Genomic DNA, 23,462 nt, shown 5'->3' on the forward strand with positions numbered 1-23,462 from the left:
TTGCTTGCTTGGTTTTTTAAAGTTGTTGTATTTTAGCTATGAGCTTACAACCTTTACTTGGATTAAGTTGAAGCAAGTTAGCTTTCCAAGTATGGACGGAAATTGCTAAACACTATACACTTTAATATTAATTTTAATACTTTATATCAATGCTATGATTGAAATATATTTATGCTGATAACCATATTTTTATACTCAAAGCCTACGTAATTATTCTTAAATATCAAGAAATTGTGACATTACTGAGATTATTAGGCGCCAATCATGTTATTCAAAAACTCGTATTAATCTCTGAATATGGCTTTGAGGTCTAAAAAACTAAGGTATAAGCTTTAGTAACAAATATTACTAGTAAGCAAATAAGCCTCAAGTATCAAGCAAATATCATTCTAATAACTGATGACAAATTGACACAGTTAAAGTTTGATTTAAAGGTGATAATAGTACAAACATACGAGTAATGATTTTTAGATTGCAGCAATTGCCGTCCTAGATTTGCAATGGGCATCGCAAACCCTATTTAAATTCTGAGAAAATTTAATTTTTGGAATTCTTTTAAACTAAAATTAAATATCTTGCCATTCACGGGCATCTATAAAACGAGATAAATGTCCTACATTTGTTGTTGCAATAATAACTTCATTACCCTCATTTGCAACCAGTAAAGCTTGAGCGGCTAAAATAACATCGCCATCGAGCGCATCCGGTGCTGCTGTTGGATATCCACCTTGTCGTGCAGTTGCCCACAGTTCTGCGGCTTTAAGCATTACTTCTGTAGTAATGGGAAGATATAAAACAACTGTTTTGAGTCTGTCAAGCTGCTTGATACCTTTGGTTTTGCCAGCCCGAAGTAGCTCACGGCGTAATTCATAATCTGCAATCTCAGGTATTATTGGTATACTTCCATTTGCCTTCAATAAGTTGAGCCAAAGTTTACATTCTTGGTTCTCTGGGGTTGCTTTTGGGTTTGTTACTAAACCAAGGATACCTGTATCTAACAAAATTACTCGACTCATGGCGTGATGGGAAAACGGAGTAATTAGGAGTAATTCTAATAATTCCGGGTCATGCCCAGACTCAACGTAGAACTGTTCATTTTACGTTAGGCATAAAACCCTTTTAGTCCGCTTACAGGTCAAGACTTAATGAGGTTAGCCAGCCTCAAGCGTCGATCAAGGATGAAAACGATTTTTCCCATTGTCGTTGAACCGAAGACTAACAACAAGCCTGTAAGCAGTGTCGAGGCACACTTTACCCATATGGAGACTAGTCACAACCATGACTACTAATTTTATCTTCGTACTTGATAGTGATAAAAAACCATTAACAATGTGTACTGCCGGACTAGCAAGGAAACTCTTAGATAGTCAAAAAGCAGCACTATTTAAATGGTATCCTACAACAATCATTCTCAAAAAATCAGCTGACTTATTACCATTACCATATTTAGAATTACGCATCGACCCGGGTTCAAAATTCACTGGCATTGCACTTGTTGACATTGAAACAGAAACAATTGTTTGGGCAATGGAAGAGCGAACATCGTGGATTATCTATTTCTGAAAGTTTAACAGCAAGGTCTAACACTCGACACGCACGACGAAGCAGAAATACTAGGTACCGTAAAGAGCGACCAAACCACAAAAAGCCCTCTGGTTGGTTACCTCCAAGTCTTCAACACCGAGTTGATACTACTATGACTTGGGTAAAACGTATTATTAAACTGGCACCGATAAAAAGTATTGCATTTGAACGTGTTAAATTTGACATACAGAAACTAGAAAACCCCTCTATAGAAGGCATCGAATATCAACAAGGCACTTTACAGGGATATACTTTACGGGAAGCACTGTTAGAACATTGGGGTAGAAAATGTGCTTACTGTGATGCTGTTAATGTACCTCTAGAGATTGAACATATTCGCCCAAAATCTCAGGGTGGGTCAGACAGATTTAATAATTTAACACTATCTTGCCAACGCTGTAATCAAAATAAAAGTAATCAATCAATAGATGAATTTTTAAAAAATGACCCTGTAAGATTAGATAATATCAAAAGGCATCAAAAACAAAGCCTCCGGGATGCTGCTGCGGTTAATTCGACTAGAAATAAATTATTTGATTCATTGAAGTCTTTCAATATTCCTGCCTATTGCGGTTCAGGTGCCTATACTAAAATGATGCGTATAAAATCAAATCTGCCCAAAACTCATTTTATTGATGCGGGATGTGTGAATGCGTTACAGGAAGTGACATTAAAAACTATTCAGCCATTACGGGTAAAATGTAATGGACATGGAAATCGTCAATTTGTGACGATGGATAAACATGGTTTCCCACGTTCTTGTTACGCACCAAAACACGTAAGGAAGGACTGGAAAGCAGGTGATATCATCAAAGTTAAGAAAAAAGACGGTACATCAGTACTGGGACGTGTAAAGAAGGCAGCGAAAACACTGATATTTATTCCATTTAGAGGAAAAGAAACAAGCTTTAGTCCCAAAAATACCAAACCTATTCATCGTTCTGATGGATATCGGTATTCCTTTACTACTATTGACTCCGAATTACTCCAAAAAATCGCTACCTAATAATACGGGAACAAAGGACGATTAGAAAGTCTATCTTTATTCAAAGCTTGCTTTAAAAATTCCCAAGTTTCCTTTTGTTCTTGCTCGTCTCCTTCTTCCTCCCATGATTGTAACAGGTCGCTAAGAGCCTGTTGACGCGCGGCTTGTTGTGTAAGGTCTTGGCTATGAATTTGTTTCATAACAGCTTCCCATGCTTCAGTAGGAGACGGTTGCATTTTCAAGCTTTGCCGAAATTGGCGAATTACTTGTAATAAAGTCTCCCACTGTTCCTCTGGGGTTTGCTCAACTTCGTTAAGAATAGCTGCTAGAGTTGCCTTTCCTGAATGGTTTTTTTCTGCATTTGTATTGTCTGATCTCTTTTCTGACATTGCTAACCTCATGAAGTTATGTCCTGTTAGTAATATTAAGCTGTTTTTACGTTTCTTGCAGCGTTTATATTTAAAATTTTCTTGTGGGGTGGGCATCCCTGCCCGCCTTTAGTTTGGAACGGGCAAGGATGCCCATTCCACAACATTAGGGATGCCCATTCCACAAGATGGAGAATTAAATTTTTGAAAGTCCATAAGTAATTTTAGGGTGGTTTTCCGAAATTGGGTGGGGTTATAACTGTAGAAGTGTAAAAGACCTTTTATGAACCGTTTTGAAAGTTCATGCTATTAACAATTACAACAACACATACACCAGCTACAGACCTGGGTTATTTATTGCATAAGCACCCTGACAAGTGTCAGTCGTTCTCGCTTTCTTTTGGACAAGCGCATGTTTTTTACCCAGAAGCTAGCGATACTCTCTGTACTGCTGCGCTACTGTTGGATATTGACGCTGTAAAATTGGTGCGTAGTAAAGGCGCCACTCTCGAACAGTATGTTAATGATAGACCTTATGTAGCTTCGTCGTTTTTTAGCGTTGCGATGTCGCAGGTGTTTGGGACTGCGCTTGGTGGTAGATGTAAAGACCGTCCTGAACTTGTGCAAACCCCAATACCTTTAACCGCGAAAATAAGCGTTTTACCTTGTCGTGGGGGTGAAGAGTTTCTACGCGAATTATTTGAACCGTTGGGTTATACCATTAGCGCACAAAATCACCAGCTTGATGAAAAATTTCCAGATTGGGGCGCCAGTAAATATTACACCGTAGAGTTACAGCACACTTTGCCTTTATCTGAATTACTCAGTCATCTTTATGTACTTATTCCTGTTCTTGATGACGAAAAGCATTATTGGGTAGGAGAAGACGAAGTTGAGAAACTTCTGCGTCATGGAGAAGGTTGGTTAAGTTCGCACCCAGCAAAAGAGCAAATAACTCGTCGTTACCTGAAACGTCAAGGTCGTTTAACTCGTGCAGCTTTAGCGCAACTCGTGGAACAAGAAGACCCTGACCCAGATAGCAGCGAAGAAGAACACGCACAAGAAGAAGCAGCAGTAGAGAAACCGCTTTCCCTCAATAAACAGCGAATGTTAACTGTTGTTGATACCCTTAAACAAAACAACCTCAAAACCGTCATAGACTTGGGTTGCGGAGAGGGAACTTTGCTGAGATATTTAATTAAAGATGCCTTTTTCGACAAAATCACAGGTGTTGATGTATCGTATCGCGCATTAGGCATCGCTAAAGAACGCATCGAAAAACTGCGGTTAGCACGCAACCAATGGGACAAAATACAACTTTTTCAAAGCGCATTAACATATCAAGACAAACGTTTCAAAGGATATGATGCAGTCACACTCATCGAAGTTATCGAGCATCTAGACTTACCGCGTTTAAGCTCTCTATCACGGGTTGTCTTCGAGTTTACCCATCCCAAAACAGTAATAGTAACCACACCAAACATAGAATATAACGTCAAATTTGAAACATTACCCGCTGGAAAACTGCGACATAAAGACCACCGTTTTGAGTGGACAAGAGAAGAATTTCAAAGTTGGGCAAATCAAGTTGCACAAAGATTTAATTACACAGTCGAGTTTCAACCTATTGGAGATAATGACAATTTAGTTGGGGCGCCGACACAAATGGCTGTTTTTAAGTGCTGATCCCCCCTAACCCCCCTTGATAAGGGGGGAACAAGAGTGGGTTCTAGCCTTTAAAAAAGTAAATAAGCCAATTCTTAGCCCCCCCTTATTAAGGGGGGGTTGGGGGGATCAACTTCGCGTTCATTACACATATATATATATGAAAATAACAATCCCTGAACTTTCACTAGTAATACTCATCGGCGCCTCTGGTTCTGGTAAATCAACCTTCGCGCGCAAAAACTTCCAGCAATACGAAATCCTCTCCTCAGACTTTTGTCGAGGACTAGTATCTGACGACGAAAACAACCAAAAAGCATCACACGACGCATTCGACGTACTACACTACATCGCCAACAAAAGACTAGCAGCAGGGAAACTAACAGTTATAGATGCCACCAACGTCCAGCCCGAAGACCGTAAAGAATATATAAAAATGGCAAGGGAATTTCATGTTTTACCTGTAGCCATAGTCCTCAACCTCCCCGAACAACTTTGTCACGAACGTAACCAACAGCGTCCAGACAGACAATTTGGCGCCCATGTAGTCAAGCGTCATACACTAGCATTGCGTCGAAGCTTACGCGGACTAGAAAAAGAAGGTTTTCGTTACGTTTACGTTTTAAATTCCTTAGAAGATATCAATAATATAGAAATAGAACGTCAACCATTATGGAATAACCGTAAACACGAACGTGGGCCGTTTGACATTATCGGCGATATCCACGGTTGCTGCGATGAACTAGAACTTCTACTAGAAAAACTAGGCTATCAAAAGGGAGATAACTATTATCACCCAGAAGGACGCAAAGTAGTATTTCTTGGAGACTTAGTAGATAGAGGCGCCCGTATTTTAGATACAGTAAACTTAGTTCGCAACATGGTTAACTCAGGTACTGCCTTATGCGTTCCAGGCAACCATGAACATAAACTACTGCGAAAACTGCGCGGTAAAAACGTTAAAGTTAATCATGGGTTAGAGCAAACCTTAGCAGAAATAGACGCATTACCCGAAGATACCCGTGAACCATATATTAAAGAACTACGGGAATTTATCGACTCATTAGTAAGTCACTATGTTTTAGATGGTGGACAATTAGTTGTTGCACATGCAGGTATGAAGCAGGCAATGCAAGGACGAGGAAGTGGCGCCGTGCGAGAGTTTGCATTGTATGGTGAGACTACAGGGGAAATAGACGAATTTGGTTTACCAGTACGTTTCAACTGGGCAGGTGAGTATCGAGGTGATGCAATGGTTGTTTATGGGCATACACCAGTACCAGAAGCCGAATGGTTGAATAACACAATAGATATAGATACAGGTTGTGTATTCGGTGGTAAATTAACAGCTTTACGCTATCCCGAAAAAGAATTAGTTAGCGTACCTGCTGCCAAAGTTTATTGCGAACCTGTTAAACCATTGGTAGAGACGTTACATGTAACGTCTCTACAGTCGGAAAATGATGATGTGTTGAATGTGGATGATGTGTTGGGTAAACGCATTATTAACGTGCGCTTGCAAAATAATATAACGATTCGCGAAGAAAATGCCATTGCTGCACTCGAAGTCATGAGTAGGTTTGCCGCTAACCCCAAGTGGTTAATTTACTTACCTCCTACAATGTCACCTGTAGAGACTTCAAAGTTACCTGGATATTTGGAACATCCCCAAGAAGCTTTTGCTTATTATCAAAATCAAGGTATTTCAGAGGTAGTCTGTGAAGAAAAACATATGGGTTCGCGTGCTGTTGTCATAGTTTGTCGTGATGAAGATGCAGTAAGAAAGCGTTTTGGTCTCGTTAACGAAGGTATTGGTATTTGTTACACTCGTACAGGCAGAAAGTTTTTTAATGATGATGCTTTAGAAGCTGAGTTTATTGCCAAAATAAATCAAGCTTTATCTACAAGTAACTTTTGGGAAACATTTAATACCGACTGGGTATGTCTCGACTGTGAACTAATGCCTTGGTCAGCAAAAGCTCAAGCGTTATTACAAAATCAGTATGCTCCCGTTGGTGTATCATCACGCACCGGACTTGGTAATGCCGTTGCGATGTTGCAAAAAGCTAGCGCGCGAGGAGTTGACGTTGGCGCCCAATTAACTGCATTTACACAGCGCGCCCAAATGGCTAATTTATATATTGACGCTTACCGTCGCTACTGCTGGGATGTTAACGATATTTCTGATATCAAACTGGCGCCGTTTCATATCCTAGCAACAGAAGGCGCCGTACATACCGACAAAACCCATCGTTGGCACATGGAACAAATTGCCAAAATTGCCTTATGCGACCCTATTTTATTAGCTACCCATTATAAAGTCATTGATTTGAATGACCCTAGTAGCCAAGCTGAAGGTATTAATTGGTGGGAGCAGATGACGGGTGCAGGTGGGGAAGGTATGGTTGTTAAACCTATGGACTATATAGTTAAAGGTAATCGTGGTATTATTCAACCTGCTGTTAAATGCCGTGGACAAGAATATTTACGGATTATTTATGGCGCCGAATATACTAGTCTAGAAAACTTAAATCGTCTGCGTCAAAGAGGATTATCGCATAAACGTTCGTTAGCAATGCGCGAATTTGCACTTGGTGTAGAATCGTTAGAAAGGTTCGTCTCCCATCAACCATTACGAAGAATACACGAGTGCGTATTCGGTATTTTAGCCCTAGAAAGTGAACCCGTAGACCCCAGATTGTAATCTTGTAGACTTGTGGAACAGGCATCCCTGCCTGTGCATTCATGTATTCTTATTTACCACAGAGACTATTAGTACACAGAGGACAAATTTTAAGGAAAGGCGCCTGCCTTTATAATTAATTCTGTAATATTGAGGTCTACTAAATCTATCAAACCGTCCGAATCATTACCTTGAGAGTAAACAAAACCTGTATATACTCTAATGTGATTTGGAAGAAATATTAGGTACATTACCAAGATTCCAAAGCTTACCTCACATCTTGCACCAGACCTAGAAACCGGGCTTCTTGACAAAGACTTTGCCATAAAACGTTAATTTTTCGTACAGAAGCCCGGTTTCTTTAAGCTTGTTGACAATGGTGCAAGATGTAAGTTACGGTGTATTATTCTCGCAGCTTCTACTGTTTGTGCTGTTGCTACATATACAACAGGTCGAACTGGTAAAATATTATTGCTAGAAGGGCTAGTATGAATAACGTAAGTTCCTTTTACACCTGCTTTTTTCGCAGCACGATATATATGCTCTGTTGAGGGGTCATGATAAGCATTAATATCATAATAGTTTGGGGATTCAGTGTAATTAAGCATGTTCAATAGTCGTTATAGTTGCATACACAACGCCTTTTTGGTTTAAATAAATACTTTAAATTTTAATTCTGAAACATGCCGACTTTGTGTAGGCATAAGCTTTAAGCTAAAAATACGCTTGCTGGAATATTAAAACGCTCGCCAAGTTTTTTCGCGTGAGTTTTGCTTATCTCACGTTTGCCATTTATGACCTCAGAAGCAATACCACTTGAGCCAAACACGTCTAATAAATCAGTTTGCTTTAAATTATTAGCTTCCATTAAATGCAGTAACCGACTGTGAGGAGTAGATAAATTTTGCAGCGGATAATTTTCCGCTTCAAATTTTTCAATTAATACTATAAACAAGTCATAAATCTGGTCTTCTTCAGGTGTTAAACTCTTTTTGTACATTAAATCTTCAATAATGGAAAGCGCTCGTTCGTATTCCGAAGTAGTTTTAATTGCTTGTGGCAAGGCTGATGTTAAAAGATTAGCGTAAACTTCGTGATTAAAAGTGAGGGTCATTTTTCCAATTATCCTTGTCGTACTCAGCGTGGGTCAAAAAATATTTGAAGTAAATTGTCTGTTTTACATAGTTTATACTGACTATTAAACGATAGCGGTAAAAATACCTTTTCGTCCGTGATAGTACATTCCCTTTGGAACCAAAGACTGTAGAGGAGTATTGTTTTGTCATATTATAAAGATGCTTTCCCTAACTTCTGTTAGTTTTAGTTTTCCCATACAGGGACTAAAAGTAACAAGCTATTTTATACGTGTGCTTGTCTATAGGCTATTTTTACTAAAACTCGATGCTTTTATTAGCTACAATTTTTGTTAGATAATAAGAAAAAACTATGGTAAATATTGAAGGAAAAGTGGCATTAGTGACAGGCGCCACACGAGGTATAGGTAAGGGTATTGCTGTGGGACTCGGTGAAGCAGGCGCCACTGTTTATATTACAGGACGTAGCCTTGAATCAAATAGCAGTAGTAATTCTGGTAGTTTAAATGATACAAAAGTAGCAGTTGAGCAAGCTGGGGGTATATGTATTCCTGTTCAGGTAGACCATAGCAATGATGAACAAGTGCGTTTCCTGTTCGAGCGTATTCAAGATGAACAGTATGGACAGCTTGACTTACTTGTAAATAATGCTTATGCAGGTGTGAGAGCATTAACAGACGCTAACGGTAAACCTTTTTGGGATAACGAAACTAGTCTTTGGGACGCTAGTAATAACGTTGGTCTTCGTAGTCATTATATAGCAAGTGTTTTTGCCGCTCGCATGATGACCAAACGTAAACAGGGACTAATTAGCACTATTTCCTCTTGGGGTGGACTGTCGTATATTTTTGGTGCTGCTTACGGCGCCGGTAAAGCTGCATGTGATAGGTTAGCAGCAGATATGGCTGTTGAATTAAAGCCTCATAACGTCGCTTCCATATCAATATGGCCCGGTATTGTTGGAACTGAGCATTTTTCCAGTTTAGCTGACCAATTTAATGAACAAGATAGCAGTGACCCAATGAAATCATTATTTAGTGAGCGCTATAACTGGGAAAGTCCTTTATTAACAGGACGAGTTATTGCTCAGTTAGCTGGTGAGTCATCTATTATGCGTCGTACAGGACGAGTCCAAATTGTAGCCGAACTTGCTCGCAAATATGGGATTGTAGATGAAGGTGGTAATAGTCCTGTTTCGCTGCGTTCTTTACGCTTTGTACTACCCTTTGGATTGCCTGGACTAAGAAAATATTCATCGCTAATACCCGATATTAAAGTACCGTGGGCGTTGTTGTTAATAGGCGCCCTCAGTTCACCGAAAATTTGATACTTTTTGTATCTTTTTGAGCTACTGGCGATTAACAGTGCTGTTTAATTATGAATGAATAACTCTGTTTACCAGCGTTTTTATTTTTAGGCTTATGGCACTTGCAATCGTCCTCTGCACTGTAACAAATATAAATGTAGAGATGTGATTAATCACGTCTCTACAATCTACAAATGAAGCGAGCGCGCGTAAACTTTGTTGCAGGCACCTTACGGTTGTTTGCTAGAGTTATTCGTAATTTATGGTGTGATCTGATATAATGTACGTAAAACTGTACATCTCTTATGTTATCTTACCAAATTACATCTCCAACAGAAGCTCGGAACGATTTCTTTAAATTATTAGAGACGATTGTAGAAAGTCGTCAAGTATATATAGTTAATCGTCGTGATGGTGAGAATGTAGCGTTAATTGCGGAGTCAGATTTAACAAGCTTGGTTGAAACAGTGTATCTTTTGCGTTCGCCTAAAAACGCAAGTCGATTAATGGAAGCTATTGAGGAATCTAAAACGGGCAATATAAAACCTCAAAGTATCGAAGAATTGAAGCAGGAGTTGGGAATTGAGCAAGAAAAAAAAGAAATTTGAACAAGATGATTCTCAACCAGATCAAGTAAAAATTGTTGTTACTGTTAACCGAGTTCCTTATTTTACCCTTAAATTTAAGGAAGATTTAACATGGTGGTATAGGCATGATTTCCAAAAAGCATCGAAAATAATGGATTTAATTACCGCTGTGATGCAAGACCCGTTTGAGGGGATTGGAAAACCAGAGCCATTAAAGTATATGGAAGCAGATATTTGGTCTCGGCGGATAAACTTGGAACATCGACTTACCTACCGAGTTGCAGAAGCTGAAGTATATTTCTTAACTTGTTGTTATTACTATGAGTAAGGTCAGTATGCGAATTTTGTAGCTTAATTTTAATAACTTACAGTTACCGTTATGACATGCTACTAATTTTAAGTGCTGTAAAAGTTTTATTTACAAACTCTACAGAAGCAATATAAGGTTGATAACTATTTTTTAGCTGTTATCGATGCTTGTTCTTTGTTTTGTATTTCCATAAGTTGTGGAATAGCAAAAGAACTGAATCACATCCTCACAAGTAGGATAATGTAAAAATCGTTGTGTGCGGCAACTAGAAAAGCAAGCGATTATCACATTACAAAAGCATCAAGATAAAATCAGCAATTATTTAGCTACTTAAAATTTTAGTTTGTATCTGATTGAAATTATTATGAGTTGTTCTCCTTACTCGCTTAAAGGTCAAAAAGCACTTGTATGTGGCGCCAATTCTGGTATTGGTGAAGCTATTGCACGCTCATATGCTGCTGCTGTAGCTATTATACTGCAAACGGGTAAAAAGTGAACTTTGTCATGCTGAGGTACGTAAACGCAGTTTTCCCGCAGGGTAGCATCTTAAAGATTTGCGTTTGCTTGAAAAGTATAGTTTTAAGCCGTTTTGAGTATAATTACCACTCCAAAGTCCAAGAAGCTGAGAAAGTCGTTGATGATATCAAAGCAGCTGATGGTGAAGCTTTTGCTATCCGAGCTAACGTTGCCAATGAAGACGATGTTAAATCGATGTTTAGCCAGGTATTCAAAGAATTTGGCACTATAGACATTTTAGTTATTAATACGAGTATCCAAAAAGACTCGTCATTTGTCGATATGACTCTTGAGGAGTGGAATACTGTTATTGGAGTAAACCTGATACCATTTTTATATGAAGATGCGCTTTATTACTCTTACTCCCCCCTTATTAAGGGGGGCTGGGGGGGATTTAATTATTTGCAGCTTCACATTAAATTGGTATGACAGGACATTTTTTGTGCGCGCGCGAAGCAGCTAAAGAATTTTTACGTCGAGGTGTACAACCACAAGTTTCCCGTGTAATGTATCAACTCCTGCACCAGTCAAATCACAAGATACTGCACAAGCAACTATTATTAATTTGCTTCTGTAATTTTGTAGTAATTGTAATAGGAGAACTGGTAGGTGATTTATTTTAGGGTGCTGAAGTACTATCCTGCGACTTCAGCAAGCGGGGTGCATTGTATCTAACTATCCGCTTGCATCTCCATAGGCGACAAATTGATTCATCTTGCCACCATCAATCTGTTTCTGTTGATAGGATTTATGCACCATATCGCCTGTTTCATCTTCAAGCGACAAAACTCATGTTTGCTTCCGATGAAGGTGTTATGGTAATAGTCGTTATTAAAAGATAAGGGCTTATCTTTTAATAACGGTGGTCGCTATTAAAAGTTAGTTTATTTTTAAGTACTAAAAACCTAATGTATAGTATTTTTTGTTACTACGTACTTAGATTTGGATTCAGGAAGATTGGACGGAGGATGGAGTTGCAACTGATTTACCAAGGATTGCGTAGGCGCCGCAGTAGCGCTACCGTTCAGTTACCGCAACTATAGTTGAGGAAAATCCGCGCAATGTTGTTCATGTCAATATTGTTCTCGTCCGTGCAGATTCACCAGAAGAAGCTTTTGACAAAGCAGAAGAGCTTGGTCGGGAGAATGAACACACCTATTTAAATCCCAATCATAAAACAGTAACTTTCACTTAGAGTATTCCAACAAATAAATGATCCAAAATGTGTCATTGCGTAGTTTACTTCCCCGAAGGGGTATGGAGCGAAGCGGAATGTTCGCGCTACTCTACGAGAAGGCGAAGCGCCTACCGCGTTCCCGAAGGGTAGTAATGGCAGGAACGTGAGAACAGTACCGCAAAAAAGTAGAAACATATATCCGCGAGAACCAAAACCACGTTGCTATCGCGCGTCTAAAACGCAACGTACCGTTAACTTACTCTGATGTAACAGCACTCTCAACAATGTTATACGGTTCCGAAGTAGTAGAAAGTTTAGAGCAGTTTCAACAAGTATATGGCGCCGTTAATATCAAGAGCTTTATACCTCGGCTTGTAGGTTTAGACCGTTCTTCAGCAAAACAAGCATTTAACAAGTACCTACAAACTCAAAACTTTAACGCCAATCAAATACGCTTTGTGGATATGATAGCTGTTGACCCAACCCAAGGACAGCGAACAACATCAGGTAATGGGTTGATTGGTGGTAGTGGTCAAATACTTGCTCAACCGGATGCGAAACTTGTTGTCGCTGCGAACGGTGGTTCTGATTTGATTTATGTTCCAGACAATGATGTTGAAGTTGTGGCACAGGCATCTTGGCTGTGCAGTACTTTTGTATGGTGGGCAATGCCCACCCTTTTTCGGCGCCTGTGCAGTAAAAAAAGTTTACTATTTTACCACAGAGACGCTCTTGACACAGAAAGTATTTAAGGCTCAACTTTAACGAGTGTACCAACCTTGACTTTATCAAACAGCGCTATTACGTCTTTATTATGCATCCTTATACAACCGTGGGAGACGGCTTTTCCTATTAATTGTGGTTGATTTGTGCCGTGAAAACCTAATCTAGTTTTACCATCAGTCCAAATTCCTATCCAGCGAGGTCCTAATGGGTTTTCGGGGCCTGGTTGAATAATACGTCCTGTTTTAAAGCTTTTAAATATAGGATTAACTTCTTGCTCGAACACTCGGTAAACACCATTAGGAGTCTCCCAACCAGCTTTGCCCACAGCTATCGGATAGGTGGCAATAATTTCTAGACCGCGATATACATACACTGTTTTAGCTCTTAACTTGACTACTAAATGTATTTCATCTGCGGCAGGTTCTATTTCTACTTCTTGACCTGGTTTTTTAGGTTTATCTGTACTAACTCCAACAGGCGCCTTTTGCGAAGATGCAACTACAAGTCCATGCGCTGTATCAGACAGAATCAACGCTCCCACATTTAAAACTAAGGCAGTGCTTATTAAGGGAGTAAAAGCAATTAATCCTTTTACTAAATTCCAGCTATGCATAACAATCGCTACAGTACTATATATTGGTTGATTTCCTGGTTACACGAAAAAGCTACACTCATACTCCCGCATGTTGTGGCTATACTGATATATTTTTACACACTTTTGGTAAATTTTACTACCAGTTTTGCCGAATAATTGTTGGGGCAGGTGCAGGAGACCAGTAAAATATGTACCATCTCTCTGTATCATTAGGGAAGCTTTTTAAGATTTTTTACTTAAAAAGTTCCAAAATCTAACTATTATCGAGTCTGGAAATTAGTACTATAAAAATATATGGTTAATAAAAGATATTAATTGTAACTAGAATACAAATACGTTTAGTCATTTTGTTGCGTAAGTTCTAGAAACCTGGAATATTATCGATAATTTATAATGAAAATGATGATTTCGCGCGCGATTCCAGGTTTCTTTCGATGAATGCATAAATATAACTTGACTTAAGTAAAGAATTATATTTAACTGTGTTTTTATATACTGCCGATACCCAGGAAAATAAATTATGGTGGCAATTTTGAGTAGAGGTGTAACGGTACCCGGAGTACAAGCATTCCAGGATAGCGACCGCACAACTCAGTTTGTCTACTACCCTACAACAGTTACATGCATACCCGGAGAAACACTACAAGATTTTAAAGTTACCTATTGGGGTATTGGCAAACCGTTCTTTATGCAAAAGAACAATCGTATTGATAGCGTTGTCGGCGCCATTCTTGCAGGTAGAGCCATAATAGATATATCATCTGAGCAGCGTCAAATGCTTATTGAACAAATTCGCAAAGCATACGGTGTGCGAAATCCTGCGCTAATACCACTACCACTGCAAAATGTTCGTGTACAGCCAGTTATTGCTAATAATACTCTTAGTATAGATAAAGATGCTGATATCAAATTTCCTGAAACGATTCAACTAGGTACTGCGTTTAACTACCAAATTGGAACCGGGAATAGTTTATTTGCTCAATTCGTCGCAACTCAAGGGCAAGGTGATAAATTTATTCCAAATCCGGCATTTGGTATTAATATTGTTGGAGAAGCAGAATTTTTAGGCGACCCTTGGACGGTTGAAGTTGAAGCAAATTTGAGCCAAGTTTGGTCATATGTTCGTAAACGTGTTTCACTCGCTATTTCATTAGGATGGTTCAAGTTTAAACTAGGCGATTACGAAAAGATTATTCAAGATTTGCAGCGTGATAAGATTATAAAATTACGTTTAGTAGAAGGCTCATTGGATAATGAAAAGTATGGACGTTACTTTTTAGAAATGGGTAAAGAAATTTTTACAGCAATTAACCAACAGGCAAATTCAGAAGTTGGTTTTTTTAAATTTGAACCCAGTCGTGATATGACTCCCTCTGCATCATTAACTTTATGGACGTGGGATGTTTCTGTAAATCTTGCTTATGGAGAACAATCGTTAAAATTTTCTCAATTGTTGAACTATAAAAATACTATCAGTTATTCTGGAAGATTGCGGCGTCTAGTTCCAGCATCAATGACTTTAGCGGTTATTTGTAACGAAAAGAGCAAAAATTTATTTCAAGACCTTGGCAATGTCACAGAACCATGCATCACACCAGCTAAAGCAGATGAATTTCAAAAAAGATTAATGGCAGAAGTAACTAAAAAACAACCTTTGCTCGACAGAATCTATAATAGTTATATTCTGGGTAGTATTTCCCAGGAACAATACGAGAGAGCAATGCTAATCATTAACGGATTATCATTCAAAGAAACACTGATGCTTACTCCGAGTACACAAAGTTTTATGTCAAATCCAGAGGAATTTATATTGGGATTAAGTGATTCACAAATTAATCGCATCCTAGAAGAAGCAATCAAATTAGAATAGATGTAATAAATTAAATTAATCTGGTAATCAAATGTCCCAATTTGAAGCAATTCAAGCAGCATATCAAACTTTTACCGACCAGTTTCAAAGCGCTGTTATCTGCACTGTCAGTCAAGATGGACTTCCAAACGCTAGCTATGCACCGTTCGTCATGGATGATATGAAAAACATCTATATATATGTTAGCGGTCTTTCGACTCACACACAAAACCTAAACGTTAAACCTGTAGCTAGCGTCTTGTTCATCGAAGACGAATCTAAAACCCAACAGATGTTTGCTCGGCGCCGTTTAAGCTATGATTGTACAGCAAGTTTGGTCAATAGCAGCACTGCGACATGGATTCAAACCGTATCAAACTTTGAATCAAGATTTGGCAATATTATCCAGATGTTACGCGACTTGCCAGACTTCCGCATTTTCCAGCTTACCCCAACTTCTGGTCGATTTGTCGTTGGTTTCGGCGCCGCTTATGATGTTGATGCGAGTGATTTAAATAAATTAATACACGTAACCTCGTGAACCACCAAATGTAGAGACGTTACATGTAACGTCTCTACTACCCATTTTTCTAGGTTGTTTCTAGCCAATTTTCTGATGTGGCGCCCTTATGTAATAAGCAATGATATAGAATATGTTGTGTTATATCTTTATATGTCTATATCTTCAAATGCTCCTAACTTGCTTTTATCGCTCTCTCAAAGTTTAGCTGATACTGTTGAAAGAGTTGAAGGCGCCGTTGTTTCTGTAAATGTAGGTAGAAGGTTTTCACCTAGTGGAATACACTGGCGTAATGGTATTATTGTTACTTCTGATGAGTCGCTACATAATAGCGAGGAAGTTACTGTTACTCTAAACGGTGGAAAAACTGTACCTGTTAAATTATTAGGTCGTGATGCGAGTACCGATGTTGCAGTTTTTCAAATTGACAGTCCAGATATCCCTGTTGCTAATATTGGAGATGCGGCAACTTTAAAGGTTGGTCATTTAGTGCTGGGAATGGCACTAAGTCGCGAAGGTAATATTAAAGCAGTAATGGGGAATATTAGTGTATGCTCTGGCGCCTGGAAAAGTATGAGTGGTGGTAATATAGACCAATTCATTTGTCCTGATATTACTTTATATCCCGGTTTTGCTGGTGGGCCACTCGTAGATGCAAATGGTGATGTAGTTGGTATGAATACATCTGGACGACGTGCGACTGCTTTGACTATTCCTTCAAAAACAGTTAACCGTGTAGTTGACCAGTTAGTTGTAAAAGGAAGAATTGCCAGAGGTTATTTAGGTGTAGGAATGCAACCTGTACGTTTACCACAAAACTTGCAAACTGCACTTAATATAACAGGCGATGGTGGAGTAATTGTAGTTAATATCGAAAATAATGCACCAGCAGAACAAGCTGGTATATTGCTAGGAGATATTTTAATTACATTTAATGACGCCCGCGTTAAAGATACAAATGATGTTTTAGCATATTTGAATCAATCACAATATGTTAATCAAACGATATCAGTACAACTTGTTCGCGGTGGTGAGTTGGTCAATTTGACAGTCACCATAGGTGAGCGACCATTTTAAGCTATCTTGTGGAACAGGCATCCTGCCTGTTTATTTTAATTTTTTGAATTCTAGTGCGGAGGTGATATGATTCGTGTATTGGTGGTTGCTGCATCACCCATAGTTCGGGCTGGTTTAGCAACTGTTTTGGCAGAAAGTCCTAAATTTCAAGTTATCACAAGCGGCGCCTATCTAGATGTACTTACCCAAATAAACGAACAGCAACCTGATGTATTGTTGCTTGATTGGAATGATGATAGAGAATTTTGGGATATTGTGCAATCACAAAATTCTATACCAATCATTGTAATAGCATCGAATGAACAGCTTGATTTTAACTTGATGCTACGTTCTGGTGTACGAGGTATATTATCACCCGAATCACGCGAAGCAGAGATTATTCTTGCAGTTGAAACTGTAGCAGCGGGTATGATAGTTTTTCATTCAGAAATGATTGACTATTTACTCGCTGCGTCTAGTTTGAGTACAGAAACAATACCAACTAATGTTAATCAAGTACTAACTTCTCGCGAAATAGAAGTATTACAGTTACTTGCTTCAGGTAGTGGTAACAAAGCCATTGCTCAAAACCTACATATATCAGAACATACAGTCAAATTTCATATTTCGTCAATTTTCCAGAAACTAAATGTCTCCACACGTACCCAAGCAGTAGCTGTGGGTATACGCTTAGGATTGGTTATGTTGTAGTATTTGTAAGTTTGTATGTTAGAAGCGAATTAAGCCATAGTAGCTGCTTGCAGCAATTATAAGAATAACTACAACTCCCACAATGACACTAACTGTAAGTTGGGTAGAAGCTTTTTTGTCAGCAGTTTTGTTACTTTGTAATAACTTTTGGGTTTGGTTAGGATTCATAGCACATTTACTTACACTCACTTAATAACTAGTTTGTAGCAATTACCTATAACTACATCTAGCTTCAGAAATAAGCCATATGTTTTAAAACTGTCATAGTTGCTTATTACAATCATATTTTAATTGCAATCATATTTTAAGTAAATTTACATGTATAATAAAATACCTTAGTTTAAAAGTTAACGTATTTTTACATAAAAAGACTCATCAATAAAGTTACTGTATACAGTAATAAAAAATTATACTTCAATCCGGAGACATACTTTTGTCTAAGTAATACTCAGTAGCACAATGAAAAATAAGGCAGGTAGTTAAATTGCTATCTTTATTTAAATGTGCGCTGTAAACCAACTTTTGAAGAATTGAACTACTGAACTTTAAGCTAATTAAATAGCTCTAATTAACCTTATTTACTGTCATATATGCGGTAATACAGGAATTTTATGCTGTATAAAAAGCAGCTTTGAAATATTTGAGACGGCTTAATTAAAGTAGCAAATTTGACAAAAGATAATTCAGTCAAAGAAACAAAGGGAGAATTTCAATGAAAGTTAACGTGAAAATATCAATTGCTGTTATTGCTTTAGTAGCTAGCACTTTTGGTTTAGCCTCCAAGTCCTTTGCACAGACATCTTTAGAAAATAGTTCAATCAATACTGATTTTCAGTTAGATAATGCTGACAAATCTAATCCTGCTGCTGCTGCTGCTGTATTTTCTACAGATGCACAAGGAAATATTACTCAAGGTGCTGTTTCTGCATCTGTTGGTTCAAAGAGTGCAGGCGCCGCAGCAGTAAGTGGCACACTTTTAAATGAAGACGGAGATGCTGTTACAAATGTTAATGCTGCTGCTGCTTTAGGTAGTGACAAAACTTCAGGTCTTAAAGTTAATCCGGAATCCGGAACTATTGACTTCACTACAACAACAGAACTAGGAGAATAAACCCTAGTAGTTCGTGTCATAAGTTTTATTAGCAACGGATTATGAACGGATGTAACGGATAGTTTACTTTAAATGACCAGATTTTGTTTTTAATCATTAATTATCCGTTCCATCCGTTGTATCCGTTGCGAATTGACCCACCAAAATTAATGACAAAGACCACTAACTAAAAATATTGGTTTGTAGGCGCCACCTATAAACCTATCAAATACTTTTTAATTTATGGCTATTACTAATAAAAAAAGGAAATTTGGGCTGTTATTTACTTCAGCAACTATACTTGTTCCTAAAGTAGGTTACGCTCAAACTAACACTGATTTATCTGAACTTGATAAATTCAGTAATCAAGAAACCTCGCCTTCTATCTCGCAACCAGAATTGGCGCCACTTGAATTATCTAAGCATGAAGGTAAAGCTGCTGATTTAATCTTAAACAATACCTTTATCCAACCTGAAACAGCATCGGCGCCAGAATTATCTACAATACAAGAAAATTCTAATTTAAAACCAATAAATGCTAACAACACTATTTCTCAAGCTTGTTCTGCTGAAAATATAGAAAAACCCGAATTTAGTCAAAGTGGTAAACAGTTTTGTAAACCAAATAATAGTAAAGATAAATTAGAAATTCAGCCAGATGTTGTTGACTTAAACACCAATAAAAATTTCACTATTCCACCACGGTCAATACAAAATGAAAAAAATATAAGTATATTCACTACTAATATGTCATTAAATGGTACACAAATTAACCATTTAACAAAATGGCAGTTATCGACAGGTGCAAATTTTGGTGATAAAACAAATGCTTATTTTGATGTCAATGGACTGATTAGAATCAATACCCGACTTGAAGAAAGCTTAACAAAGGATAATATTTTTACTGTAGAACAGCGTAGTAGTTATATCCAATTTCAAACCGCGCGTAAAAAGCGAGAAATTACAGTTAACAAAATTGAGCCACGAACAGTGCTTGGTACAGAAATTCAACTAAGCATGATTGGTTCATGTTTAGATGCGAATAATAATGCTGCTAGTCAGTGTACATATCTTCCTGGTCTTGTTACTGATAAAAGTACTATTCCAGAAAGCACATTGTTTCCTTCAAAAATCCTTGAAAACTCAAAATTTGGTGATGTTGTATCACCAGAGTCAGTAGAAGCTATGAAGCAACCGGGTTTTCAAATGGGTGCAAACGGTGACCAATATGGAATAGATTTATATTTTCCTAACGCAGGTAGCACTTATGGTAATGCTCAATCGAATCAAACATCGGTTTCGAGAACAGAAGATATTGAAAATACACCAGTAGGTATTTACTCGACTGTTAGAAGAATTGTCAGAGCAAATCACAAAGAAGCTGTGATTGGTCGTACCGTTCGAGGATTTGGAGCAATTGCAGGAGATAAAAATGCTCTGCTGAATTCAGCTTTCCAATTGACTGGTTTGTTATTACCCGATGCTGACCCCCAAATTGAAGGTAGTGATAAGCCTTATAATAAAAATATTAACGTTAATTTATTTTTCGCAGCAAACAACACGCGCATCCCAACTAATAGTTATACTTTTTATCATTCAGGTATTGGCAAAGCTAAGAGTCCATACAAAGATGCCAATAATGTCAATCAAATACCTGCTGCCAGCTTTGACAGTATATGGATTGGTGTTTCCCCTGTTAAAAAATATACCTTTTCTTCCAAATCACGTTATGAATTAACAAGTCCAGCCAAGATATTGTCAGCAGCAGGCGCCGAAGGTGGATTTAATTCTAATATTAATATTGCAACTAATATCAACGGGCAAAATTTTTCAAACTATTTGATGAAAGATTTCTACAGCCAGATTTATTTACAAGTATTTAGCCATGATGCCAATTTTCATACCACAACTAAATTTACCGAAGAAACAAATTTCTATCCTCATATTAGTATTACTGGCAACATCACAACCCTAAACAATATCTGGAAATATTATGGTGGGATGATTGGTGGTGAAAAAATCAATGCCTACGTAGGTACAGATTTTACCCAATATACAAACGACGGTTGGACGTTTTCTGGTGGCGCCATTGGATATACAAATCCTGATAATGATTATTATAGCCAAGTATTAGGTAATGTTTCTAAAAAAATTAGTTTGGGCAAAAACTCCAATTTAGTTTTATCAACCGGGTTTAACTACGCAATTGACCGTAAAGCAGAAATTGACAGATTTATAGTCAAGTCTCCAGGTAGTTCTGTAACATTAGGCGCCAGAGCAAATCTTGGTGACGTTTCACTCGGTTTAGTCAACTATTTTGGTGCCCTCCTCCCAAATTCTATTGCTAACACTCTACTCGCTGATGTTAGTTGGAAATTGAGTAATAACTTCTTAATTTCAGGATACTATACTCCTATCAACGAGAGTAATAACCGCTCACGATTTGGCGCCAGTGCTAGATGGAAATTGAGTGATAAAGAAAACAGTCCGATACTTTCTTTTGGTTGGAATAACAATGAGTATAATTTAGGTAGTGGCCCACTAGGAAATAAATTAGGCGCCACAGATAATGTATTCAGCATCATGTTCAAATTTGCAAGATTTTAAACCTTCTTGTGGAGCGGGCATCCTTGCCCGCCCTTTACATTAAAGAGTTAAGAGACAGGCAGGGATGCCTGTTCCACAAGACTATTTAATCAAGTTTTTGACTTGGTTGATGATGCTTACTGGGTCAATACCTTGATGTGGGAACTGTTCCCAAAGTCCACCACAACCTTCTTTGTGGGTGGCAAGGTAGTTATATTTAGGAGTATAACCGCGTTCTAGTAACCAGGAACCGAAACGACTTCCTAAACCAGTGCGACGGTTGAATGCTTCTACTACCAAAACGAAAGGCGCCTTACCAATTTTCGCTATCATTTCTTCATCGATAACGTTTAAAGTCGGTTTGTTGATTAACCCTACATCTATTCCTTCTTGCTTGAGACGTTCGACTGCATCTAGCGCGCGGTATAAACCATCGCCAAAGCTAACGATATAACCTTGTGTTCCTTCGCGTACTACTTCATCTTTGCCAGGAACGAATTTATAGTTATCTCCAAATAACTCTTTGCCATCGTTACCTTTAATTGTCGGTACTTTAGAACGAGTTGAGAAAATAAATCGTAGTCCAGGGTCAGAGAATATTGCTTCTACACAAGCTGTCATTTGATTTGTGTCTGCTGGGAAGTATAGACGTGTTTCATGACCATCATCTAAACCGTTGTCGGCAAACATATTATTTAAACCAAAGTGGCAGGTGTTGTCTGCCATGTCATCAATACCCGCATGAGAGAAGTGACACAACACGTTCGAGTAGTTCAACCGTGCCATTGTAATTTCGGATATACACATTTCTAAAAATGCGGAAAATGTAGCGAAAATTCCTTGCTTCCCAGCTTCCATACCAAATCCAGCAGCAGCAGAGAAGTTACCACGCTCCATAATACCCGATGGTACAAACACTTCTGGATATGCATCGTGAATTTTCTTTAAACCGCATGACCCTTCTAAGTCACTATCGATAACTTTGACTTTTTCCTTACGTTCTGTTTCGCTCATTCGACTTAATATATTTACCACCGCTTCACCAAAGACGTTGCGGTTGGCGCCCCATTTATCGCTAGAACCAAGAAATGTATAAGTTTGTTTGGGTTTTTCGATATTTTTGAGGTATTCGACTGCTGCACTGTGTCCGCGTGACTCTAAATATTTAATTGCTAAATCTACAGATATTACATCATGACCGTGAGTTGAGCCTTCTAACCCTTCTATTGCCGGACACATTGGACGCTTGTTAATAACAGCAATTGGTCCAGGGGTATTTACTGCTTCACACAAACGACGATATAAATCATCTATATCTTCCCCGTCTCCTTCTAATACTTTTATACTATGACCCGTTAAAGTCTTAGCAACGGTAAAACCAGGTAAATATTTAGAAGGGTGTCCAGCTATTGTTACATCATTATCATCAATAATTAATTTCACATTCAAATGTAAAGCGGCAGCTAAACGTGCAGCTTCAGCATCGTTACCTTCTTGTTGCGAACCATCAGAACCCAAACAAAAAACGGTTTTACCTGGATGTGCCATTGCAACACCGTTGACGTAAGGCCACATGTGACCCAGGCGCCCAGAACTGAATTTTACACCAGGAGTTAAGCCAAGTTCAGGGTGTCCTGGTAATTTAGAATTTGCTTCACGATAACGTAGAAGTTGCTGTTCTGGTAAATCACCATGCAACGCTGACATTAAATATTGAGTACCAACTCTATGTCCTGCTTCATCAAAGAATATTGGTACAAATTTATCTGCTGCACCTCTAAAGAATGCATCGAGAACCATTACCTCTGGTACTGTATCGTAGGGTCCACCCGTATGACCACCTACTCCTCTTGCTGCTCCAGTCGCAGTGAAAAAAACTATCGCATCACGACAAAGTTGAATATTCGCTTTGAGTGCTTCTCTTTGCTCTGCTGTCAGTGTACCATTTGCCGGGTCGAGCGATAAATATTTGTAGGCGCCTAGATTGATTGGAAATTGAGTTGTTGTAGTCATGATTTGTCAACGGGTTGAAGAACACGAAAATGTTTGCTATG

At 38.3% G+C, this 23,462-nt stretch carries 25 protein-coding genes and 2 pseudogenes; 18 read left to right on the forward strand and 9 right to left on the reverse strand.

Annotated elements, in window-relative coordinates:
• Positions 1-566: 566 nt before the first annotated feature.
• Positions 567-1,016, reverse strand: coding sequence for a PIN domain-containing protein (locus DSM106972_RS16690; RefSeq protein WP_127081752.1), 450 nt, complete (start codon positions 1,014-1,016; stop codon positions 567-569).
• Between the two features lie 262 nt (positions 1,017-1,278).
• Between DSM106972_RS16690 and DSM106972_RS54925 the strand changes: the two genes are divergently transcribed.
• Together DSM106972_RS54925 and iscB are read left to right on the forward strand one after the other, a co-directional pair.
• The gene (locus DSM106972_RS54925; RefSeq protein ID WP_127081753.1) at positions 1,279-1,563 is read left to right on the forward strand and encodes an RRXRR domain-containing protein; all 285 of its coding nucleotides are present in this window, start codon (positions 1,279-1,281) and stop codon (positions 1,561-1,563) included.
• Complete coding sequence (iscB, locus tag DSM106972_RS16700; protein ID WP_127081754.1) at positions 1,502-2,590, forward strand: RNA-guided endonuclease IscB; 1,089 nt, start codon at positions 1,502-1,504, stop codon at positions 2,588-2,590. The genes DSM106972_RS54925 and iscB overlap by 62 nt, the downstream gene beginning before the upstream one ends.
• On the opposite strand, the gene DSM106972_RS52545 is transcribed toward iscB, so the two are convergent.
• Positions 2,587-2,958 (reverse strand): hypothetical protein, encoded by a 372-nt coding sequence (locus DSM106972_RS52545; protein ID WP_201800738.1) that lies wholly within the window; start codon positions 2,956-2,958, stop codon positions 2,587-2,589. The two genes, iscB and DSM106972_RS52545, sit on opposite strands and share 4 nt — an antisense overlap.
• Before the next feature lie 282 nt (positions 2,959-3,240).
• Here DSM106972_RS52545 and DSM106972_RS16710 point away from each other — a divergent pair, with 282 nt between their 5' ends.
• Complete coding sequence (locus DSM106972_RS16710; RefSeq protein ID WP_127081755.1) at positions 3,241-4,623, forward strand: 3' terminal RNA ribose 2'-O-methyltransferase Hen1; 1,383 nt, start codon at positions 3,241-3,243, stop codon at positions 4,621-4,623.
• Positions 4,624-4,762: 139 nt separating this feature from the next.
• The gene (locus DSM106972_RS16715) at positions 4,763-7,306 is read left to right on the forward strand and encodes a polynucleotide kinase-phosphatase (RefSeq protein WP_127081756.1); all 2,544 of its coding nucleotides are present in this window, start codon (positions 4,763-4,765) and stop codon (positions 7,304-7,306) included.
• A gap of 89 nt (positions 7,307-7,395) precedes the next feature.
• Here the strand turns inward: DSM106972_RS16715 and DSM106972_RS51405 are convergent, their stop codons facing one another.
• From DSM106972_RS51405 to DSM106972_RS16730, 4 genes and pseudogenes are all read right to left on the reverse strand, one after another.
• A complete protein-coding gene (locus DSM106972_RS51405; protein WP_186538409.1) occupies positions 7,396-7,611 on the reverse strand; it encodes a hypothetical protein in 216 nt (71 codons plus the stop codon).
• 6 nt (positions 7,612-7,617) lie between these two features.
• On the reverse strand, positions 7,618-7,893 hold the full coding sequence (locus DSM106972_RS16720) for a hypothetical protein (protein WP_127081757.1): 276 nt from the start codon (positions 7,891-7,893) through the stop codon (positions 7,618-7,620).
• 101 nt (positions 7,894-7,994) lie between these two features.
• A complete protein-coding gene (locus DSM106972_RS16725; protein ID WP_127081758.1) occupies positions 7,995-8,399 on the reverse strand; it encodes a helix-turn-helix domain-containing protein in 405 nt (134 codons plus the stop codon).
• Positions 8,383-8,550 (reverse strand): annotated as a pseudogene (locus tag DSM106972_RS16730) (type II toxin-antitoxin system HigB family toxin); the annotation flags it as partial. The pseudogene DSM106972_RS16730 and the gene DSM106972_RS16725, both read right to left, overlap by 17 nt.
• Positions 8,551-8,731: 181 nt before the next feature.
• Here DSM106972_RS16730 and DSM106972_RS16735 point away from each other — a divergent pair.
• The 8 genes and pseudogenes from DSM106972_RS16735 to DSM106972_RS53535 form a co-directional block, all read left to right on the forward strand.
• Complete coding sequence (locus tag DSM106972_RS16735) at positions 8,732-9,706, forward strand: SDR family NAD(P)-dependent oxidoreductase (protein ID WP_127081759.1); 975 nt, start codon at positions 8,732-8,734, stop codon at positions 9,704-9,706.
• Positions 9,707-9,990: 284 nt separating this feature from the next.
• On the forward strand, positions 9,991-10,293 hold the full coding sequence (locus DSM106972_RS16740; protein WP_127081760.1) for a type II toxin-antitoxin system Phd/YefM family antitoxin: 303 nt from the start codon (positions 9,991-9,993) through the stop codon (positions 10,291-10,293).
• Entirely contained in the window at positions 10,268-10,600 is a 333-nt protein-coding gene (locus DSM106972_RS16745; RefSeq protein WP_127081761.1) for a Txe/YoeB family addiction module toxin, read from the forward strand. Before DSM106972_RS16740 ends, DSM106972_RS16745 begins: the two co-directional genes overlap by 26 nt.
• Positions 10,601-10,946: 346 nt before the next feature.
• The gene (locus DSM106972_RS54930) at positions 10,947-11,078 is read left to right on the forward strand and encodes a hypothetical protein (RefSeq protein WP_267901128.1); all 132 of its coding nucleotides are present in this window, start codon (positions 10,947-10,949) and stop codon (positions 11,076-11,078) included.
• 8 nt (positions 11,079-11,086) lie between these two features.
• Positions 11,087-11,527: an SDR family NAD(P)-dependent oxidoreductase gene (locus DSM106972_RS16755; RefSeq protein WP_127081762.1), complete on the forward strand. Its 441-nt coding sequence runs from the start codon at positions 11,087-11,089 to the stop codon at positions 11,525-11,527.
• The gene (locus DSM106972_RS53530) at positions 11,524-11,721 is read left to right on the forward strand and encodes a hypothetical protein (RefSeq protein WP_233787084.1); all 198 of its coding nucleotides are present in this window, start codon (positions 11,524-11,526) and stop codon (positions 11,719-11,721) included. Before DSM106972_RS16755 ends, DSM106972_RS53530 begins: the two co-directional genes overlap by 4 nt.
• 416 nt (positions 11,722-12,137) lie before the next feature.
• Entirely contained in the window at positions 12,138-12,293 is a 156-nt protein-coding gene (locus DSM106972_RS55795; RefSeq protein WP_127081917.1) for a DUF4288 domain-containing protein, read from the forward strand.
• A gap of 161 nt (positions 12,294-12,454) precedes the next feature.
• Positions 12,455-13,027, forward strand: a pseudogene (locus DSM106972_RS53535) (type I restriction-modification enzyme R subunit C-terminal domain-containing protein); the annotation flags it as partial.
• Here DSM106972_RS53535 and DSM106972_RS16775 read toward each other — a convergent pair.
• Entirely contained in the window at positions 13,024-13,614 is a 591-nt protein-coding gene (locus DSM106972_RS16775) for a L,D-transpeptidase (protein WP_127081763.1), read from the reverse strand. The pseudogene DSM106972_RS53535 and the gene DSM106972_RS16775 sit on opposite strands and share 4 nt — an antisense overlap.
• Positions 13,615-14,116: 502 nt before the next feature.
• On the opposite strand from DSM106972_RS16775, the gene DSM106972_RS16780 reads away from it, so the two are divergent.
• From DSM106972_RS16780 to DSM106972_RS16795, 4 genes are all read left to right on the forward strand, one after another.
• A complete protein-coding gene (locus DSM106972_RS16780) occupies positions 14,117-15,466 on the forward strand; it encodes a hypothetical protein (RefSeq protein WP_127081764.1) in 1,350 nt (449 codons plus the stop codon).
• Between the two features lie 31 nt (positions 15,467-15,497).
• Complete coding sequence (locus DSM106972_RS16785) at positions 15,498-15,986, forward strand: HugZ family pyridoxamine 5'-phosphate oxidase (protein ID WP_127081765.1); 489 nt, start codon at positions 15,498-15,500, stop codon at positions 15,984-15,986.
• 132 nt (positions 15,987-16,118) lie between these two features.
• Positions 16,119-17,042, forward strand: a complete 924-nt coding sequence (locus DSM106972_RS16790; protein WP_127081766.1) for a S1C family serine protease — start codon at positions 16,119-16,121, stop codon at positions 17,040-17,042.
• 66 nt (positions 17,043-17,108) lie between these two features.
• Positions 17,109-17,732, forward strand: a complete 624-nt coding sequence (locus tag DSM106972_RS16795; protein WP_127081767.1) for a response regulator transcription factor — start codon at positions 17,109-17,111, stop codon at positions 17,730-17,732.
• Positions 17,733-17,750: 18 nt separating this feature from the next.
• Here the strand turns inward: DSM106972_RS16795 and DSM106972_RS51410 are convergent, their stop codons facing one another.
• Positions 17,751-17,900, reverse strand: a complete 150-nt coding sequence (locus DSM106972_RS51410) for a hypothetical protein (RefSeq protein ID WP_158632833.1) — start codon at positions 17,898-17,900, stop codon at positions 17,751-17,753.
• Between the two features lie 544 nt (positions 17,901-18,444).
• Here DSM106972_RS51410 and DSM106972_RS16800 point away from each other — a divergent pair.
• A complete protein-coding gene (locus tag DSM106972_RS16800) occupies positions 18,445-18,843 on the forward strand; it encodes a hypothetical protein (protein WP_127081768.1) in 399 nt (132 codons plus the stop codon).
• Positions 18,844-19,065: 222 nt separating this feature from the next.
• Positions 19,066-21,429: a hypothetical protein gene (locus tag DSM106972_RS16805; RefSeq protein ID WP_127081769.1), complete on the forward strand. Its 2,364-nt coding sequence runs from the start codon at positions 19,066-19,068 to the stop codon at positions 21,427-21,429.
• Between the two features lie 81 nt (positions 21,430-21,510).
• Here the strand turns inward: DSM106972_RS16805 and DSM106972_RS16810 are convergent, their stop codons facing one another.
• On the reverse strand, positions 21,511-23,421 hold the full coding sequence (locus tag DSM106972_RS16810; RefSeq protein WP_127081770.1) for a thiamine pyrophosphate-binding protein: 1,911 nt from the start codon (positions 23,419-23,421) through the stop codon (positions 21,511-21,513).
• Positions 23,422-23,462: the final 41 nt, after the last annotated feature.

The sequence above is a fragment of the Dulcicalothrix desertica PCC 7102 genome (assembly GCF_003991905.1).
Classification (GTDB): domain Bacteria; phylum Cyanobacteriota; class Cyanobacteriia; order Cyanobacteriales; family Nostocaceae; genus Dulcicalothrix; species Dulcicalothrix desertica.

What these genes read in the sequence shown, in the direction of transcription:
- DSM106972_RS16690 (WP_127081752.1), bottom strand. Translation starts at nt 1,016, where the DNA reads ATGAGTCGAGTAATTTTGTTAGATACAGGTATCCTTGGTTTAGTAACA.
- DSM106972_RS54925 (WP_127081753.1), top strand. Translation starts at nt 1,279, where the DNA reads ATGACTACTAATTTTATCTTCGTACTTGATAGTGATAAAAAACCATTA.
- DSM106972_RS52545 (WP_201800738.1), bottom strand. Translation starts at nt 2,958, where the DNA reads ATGTCAGAAAAGAGATCAGACAATACAAATGCAGAAAAAAACCATTCA.
- DSM106972_RS16710 (WP_127081755.1), top strand. Translation starts at nt 3,241, where the DNA reads ATGCTATTAACAATTACAACAACACATACACCAGCTACAGACCTGGGT.
- DSM106972_RS16715 (WP_127081756.1), top strand. Translation starts at nt 4,763, where the DNA reads ATGAAAATAACAATCCCTGAACTTTCACTAGTAATACTCATCGGCGCC.
- DSM106972_RS51405 (WP_186538409.1), bottom strand. Translation starts at nt 7,611, where the DNA reads ATGGCAAAGTCTTTGTCAAGAAGCCCGGTTTCTAGGTCTGGTGCAAGA.
- DSM106972_RS16720 (WP_127081757.1), bottom strand. Translation starts at nt 7,893, where the DNA reads ATGCTTAATTACACTGAATCCCCAAACTATTATGATATTAATGCTTAT.
- DSM106972_RS16725 (WP_127081758.1), bottom strand. Translation starts at nt 8,399, where the DNA reads ATGACCCTCACTTTTAATCACGAAGTTTACGCTAATCTTTTAACATCA.
- DSM106972_RS16735 (WP_127081759.1), top strand. Translation starts at nt 8,732, where the DNA reads ATGGTAAATATTGAAGGAAAAGTGGCATTAGTGACAGGCGCCACACGA.
- DSM106972_RS16740 (WP_127081760.1), top strand. Translation starts at nt 9,991, where the DNA reads ATGTTATCTTACCAAATTACATCTCCAACAGAAGCTCGGAACGATTTC.
- DSM106972_RS54930 (WP_267901128.1), top strand. Translation starts at nt 10,947, where the DNA reads ATGAGTTGTTCTCCTTACTCGCTTAAAGGTCAAAAAGCACTTGTATGT.
- DSM106972_RS16755 (WP_127081762.1), top strand. Translation starts at nt 11,087, where the DNA reads ATGCTGAGGTACGTAAACGCAGTTTTCCCGCAGGGTAGCATCTTAAAG.
- DSM106972_RS53530 (WP_233787084.1), top strand. Translation starts at nt 11,524, where the DNA reads ATGACAGGACATTTTTTGTGCGCGCGCGAAGCAGCTAAAGAATTTTTA.
- DSM106972_RS16775 (WP_127081763.1), bottom strand. Translation starts at nt 13,614, where the DNA reads ATGCATAGCTGGAATTTAGTAAAAGGATTAATTGCTTTTACTCCCTTA.
- DSM106972_RS16780 (WP_127081764.1), top strand. Translation starts at nt 14,117, where the DNA reads ATGGTGGCAATTTTGAGTAGAGGTGTAACGGTACCCGGAGTACAAGCA.
- DSM106972_RS16785 (WP_127081765.1), top strand. Translation starts at nt 15,498, where the DNA reads ATGTCCCAATTTGAAGCAATTCAAGCAGCATATCAAACTTTTACCGAC.
- DSM106972_RS16790 (WP_127081766.1), top strand. Translation starts at nt 16,119, where the DNA reads ATGTCTATATCTTCAAATGCTCCTAACTTGCTTTTATCGCTCTCTCAA.
- DSM106972_RS16795 (WP_127081767.1), top strand. Translation starts at nt 17,109, where the DNA reads ATGATTCGTGTATTGGTGGTTGCTGCATCACCCATAGTTCGGGCTGGT.
- DSM106972_RS51410 (WP_158632833.1), bottom strand. Translation starts at nt 17,900, where the DNA reads ATGAATCCTAACCAAACCCAAAAGTTATTACAAAGTAACAAAACTGCT.
- DSM106972_RS16800 (WP_127081768.1), top strand. Translation starts at nt 18,445, where the DNA reads ATGAAAGTTAACGTGAAAATATCAATTGCTGTTATTGCTTTAGTAGCT.
- DSM106972_RS16805 (WP_127081769.1), top strand. Translation starts at nt 19,066, where the DNA reads ATGGCTATTACTAATAAAAAAAGGAAATTTGGGCTGTTATTTACTTCA.
- DSM106972_RS16810 (WP_127081770.1), bottom strand. Translation starts at nt 23,421, where the DNA reads ATGACTACAACAACTCAATTTCCAATCAATCTAGGCGCCTACAAATAT.